Origin of the sequence: Methylosinus sp. (assembly GCF_036560965.1) — a bacterium.
Classification (GTDB): Bacteria; Pseudomonadota; Alphaproteobacteria; order Rhizobiales; family Beijerinckiaceae; genus Methylosinus.
Genome location: NZ_DATBQF010000048.1, coordinates 1 through 3339 on the forward strand (window position 1 = coordinate 1; position 3339 = coordinate 3339).

At 64.4% G+C, this 3339-nt stretch carries 1 protein-coding gene; it reads right to left on the bottom strand.

The window, feature by feature from the left end; genetic code table 11:
• Nucleotides 1-381: 381 nt before the first annotated feature.
• Nucleotides 382-2907: a DUF6493 family protein gene (locus VIF40_RS12780; RefSeq protein WP_331937896.1), complete on the bottom strand. Its 2526-nt coding sequence runs from the start codon at nucleotides 2905-2907 to the stop codon at nucleotides 382-384.
• Nucleotides 2908-3339: the final 432 nt, after the last annotated feature.

The window sequence follows — 3339 nt, forward strand, 5'->3', positions numbered from 1 at the left end:
GCGTAAAGGGTCGCCGTCGTGTGTCTTATGATGAAGCCAGTCGGAAAGCCGGATGCGGGAAATCTGCACGTCCGGTTTGATGAGCGGGGAGAGGAAACGGAGCGCGTCTCAACGTGCCACCGCGCCTCTTCTCGACTCTACTCGAGCGCTAGAAGAACGACGCCGTCGACGCGGAGGCGGCGGTGCGGCCGACCCTGCGGTTTGAGCCGCCACGAACATCGCCGCCAACCTCGGCGAAGCTATGCAGCGAGTTTGGGAATTACGTTCTCGACCAATCGCAGGAATCGGGTGTTGCGGGTCCCCGCAACCACTTCTTACATAAATCAATCACCGCCCCGATCTGATCCTCGGGGCGGTTTCTCGCGTTGTAGCGAAGCTGCGTTACTCAAGGGCGAATCTACCATTCCAGCCCTCCGCGCGTCGCAGGCGCTTGTCCAGCGCATAAGCGACGGCTGGTGCAAAAAGTCTCTTGGAAGAGTCGCCCTCCTGAGCGAGAAGAGCGCGCGCCGACTTCAGGCTTTTTCCGCTTCGCCCATGATGCTCGATGCCGAGACGGGAGTCGGAATCGCTTATCGACGTTCCCGTTTCGGCGCAAAGCTCTCGGAGCAAATCGATCCAGCAGTGAATATCTTTTATCGCCGCTCGCGACTCGAGCGGCCAGAACGCCCGTTCGAGCGCGCGCCTTACGACGAAAGCGGCAAGCAGCGAAGAACTTGCGATGTCCCGCAGCCGCTGCGGCCAGCGCTTCGCGATCGTGCGGCCGCGGCTCAAATAGTCATGAATGGCTGCGCCAAGGGTTTCGCCGTCGAGACGCCCGTCGTCAATGACGGCGATAAGCGCGTCGACTGTAGCCCTGGCGGTGGCCTTGTCCTGCGCGTCGAGTCCGTTGCACAGCATCAGCAGAGCCGCCGCATCGATAGGAACGTCCGAATCTAGGAGGAGAGTCAACCCTTCTGCAATCGAACAGAGGCCCGCTTCGTCCTGCATACATTTCGCGTTGCGCGCGAGGGTAAAGACGGGACGGGGGTTCTGCGGCCACAGCGCCCGGATCCATTCGCCAAGCCGAAATGCGTCCGAGCAACCTCCGAGTGGCCAAAGCCAAGTGGTGCATAGAAGTGCCTCTGTCGGGAAGCAGAAGTCCCCACTCGCCGGCCAATCGGCCAGGTCCCGCATCTGCGCGTGCACGCCGTGGCGCAGAGGGCCGGCAAGCCAATCACTCATGAGCTCGGCGACGCGGTCATCGTCGTCGAAAGGCGCGCGCGCCCGCCTTGCGGCGACCCAAAGCGCCCGCGTGGCGCCGAATGTCTCTTCGCCACCCAATGCGTGACGCAGCGCGGCGCCCCATTCCCCCGTCAACCTGGCGGCTTGGCGTAGTGCCTCCGCGCGCCCTTCCGGTGCAAGCCGCAAGAGTGTGAGAACCTGATCGGCGAGGCCAAGAATCGGCGTCGCCTCTGCGGCGCAACTCCGCCTGACCGCGACGAGAGGATCGATCCAAAACCCGGAATGGGTCGGCTCGGACAATTGCGAGGCCGTCTTCGTGGAGCGTATCGCCCGCGCCATGTCCTGCGCGCGCAGCAGCAGGACGAAGCCCGGATCGTTCTTGGGGATAACGGCTTGAGCGAGCTCGAATTCATCAAAAAATGCTTCGAGCGTGATCTGAAGCACGCCGCGCGGCGTTGCCCAGTCCGAGCGGTCCCAACGCTTCGGCGCGAAACGCCGCAACGCCAGTTGGAGCGGCGCCAGAAGGCCCGCGGCGTCGGGCGGGCGATGCGCGGAAAAGCGCAGGGCTGCGGCGAGCGCGCGTTCGACGCGTTCGATTTCCATCGGACGTTCGATGACGATCAGCGCTTCGTCGACGAATTCCTCGAAGCTCTCGATCGGCACGATCGCCTTCTCGGGGTTGAGGCGCGGGATGTCCATGCCGGTGAAACGGGCGCGTGGAACATCGAAGGCGCCGGCGTCGATTGCCTGCAGCGCCGCATCGACTCCGGCGAGGCTACGAAGGTCGGCGGGCAGCGCCATTGCCCTTTGTCGCAGCGTTGCAATGCATGCTTCGACGCCGCGCACTTCTTCGTTCGCGGTTTGGCGTGCGCCCAGCAAAGCCTGAGCGCGTGAGCGCAGCGCTGGCGACATGATCTGAAGGCGATCCTCGATCGCCCGACGCGCCGGCTCGTCGAAGGCGCCAGCCCCTGCTTCCATTTGCGCGAGCGCGCCGTCCTGCACCTCTTCGGACGCGTGCTCGAGCCCGATCGCCAACAGCGGCAACGCCCTTGCCGACAAATCCGGCCGCTCCTGCAGAGCGCCGGCCATGAGCTTCAGCGCACCTTTCGCCACCGAGACAGTCGCGCAGTAGAGGGCGGGCTCGACGCGCAGAATCACCCGTGCAGGGTCGAGCTTCCGGGCCTTGCCGACCTTCAACAGAGCCGCCATGGCGAAGCTCGCGATCGGTCCGGCGGGGCTGGCGAGGAGATCAAAGTAGAGTTCGGCGCGGATGGCGCGTTCTTCTAGCGTTGGAGCCATCAATTCGTGGAATTGATAGTGCCAGCGCGCCCGATGCGGCGCGAAGCCGCGCGCCAGCGCCTCGAGGCTGGCGTCGAGCAGCCGCGCGCGTTCCAGAAGCCCCTCATCGGAAAGGGTCGCGAGCGCGCCGGCCCAGCCCCCTTCGACGCTTTCTCGCCGCGTCTGGCAATTGATGAGGCTGACCTCGTTGTCGCCCTCGACCTCGAACTGTCGCCAGATCTCCGGCCGCAGCCCGTCCAGCCCGTCGCGAATGCGGTCGAGGATCGGAGATGAGGCGTCGTGGCGGCTGCGGTCGTACCATTTCTCGTCGTTCAGCCACTCCCTGTATCCGCCGTAAGCAAAAGCGAGACCGATCGGGTAGCGCGCATGTGCTGGCGGCGGGATCAATCCTTGGAGCACCAGCTCGTGAACGCAATGAGCTATGTCTGCAATTCTCCATAAGCTGTCGCAGCGTTCCATGAGCAGCGTCGCGGCCTCGGCGAGCCAGGGCGGACGCCGATCGATGATCGCGCGGCAGACGTGATAGGACGGCTCCCATCGTCGCAGCTTCATCAGTTCTGAAAGCGTGGCCGTGGCCGCTGTTGCGATGCATGTGGCGTGAGGCGCGAACTCGCGCTCGAGCCCCTCGCCGTTCGGGCCTCGCTCGCGCGCGGTGGCTTCCTTGTGGCGGCGTGCGGCATAATACCAACTCTCTGAGAGGCCGACTCACGTGTGGGATTCCCGAATCGGCTGAAATTTGATTCGACCAGGCGAACACATGGAGGTTCGCCATGGCGGCGGCGATTGGGCTTCGAGGCGATTATGACGCGCGCTCCTTGC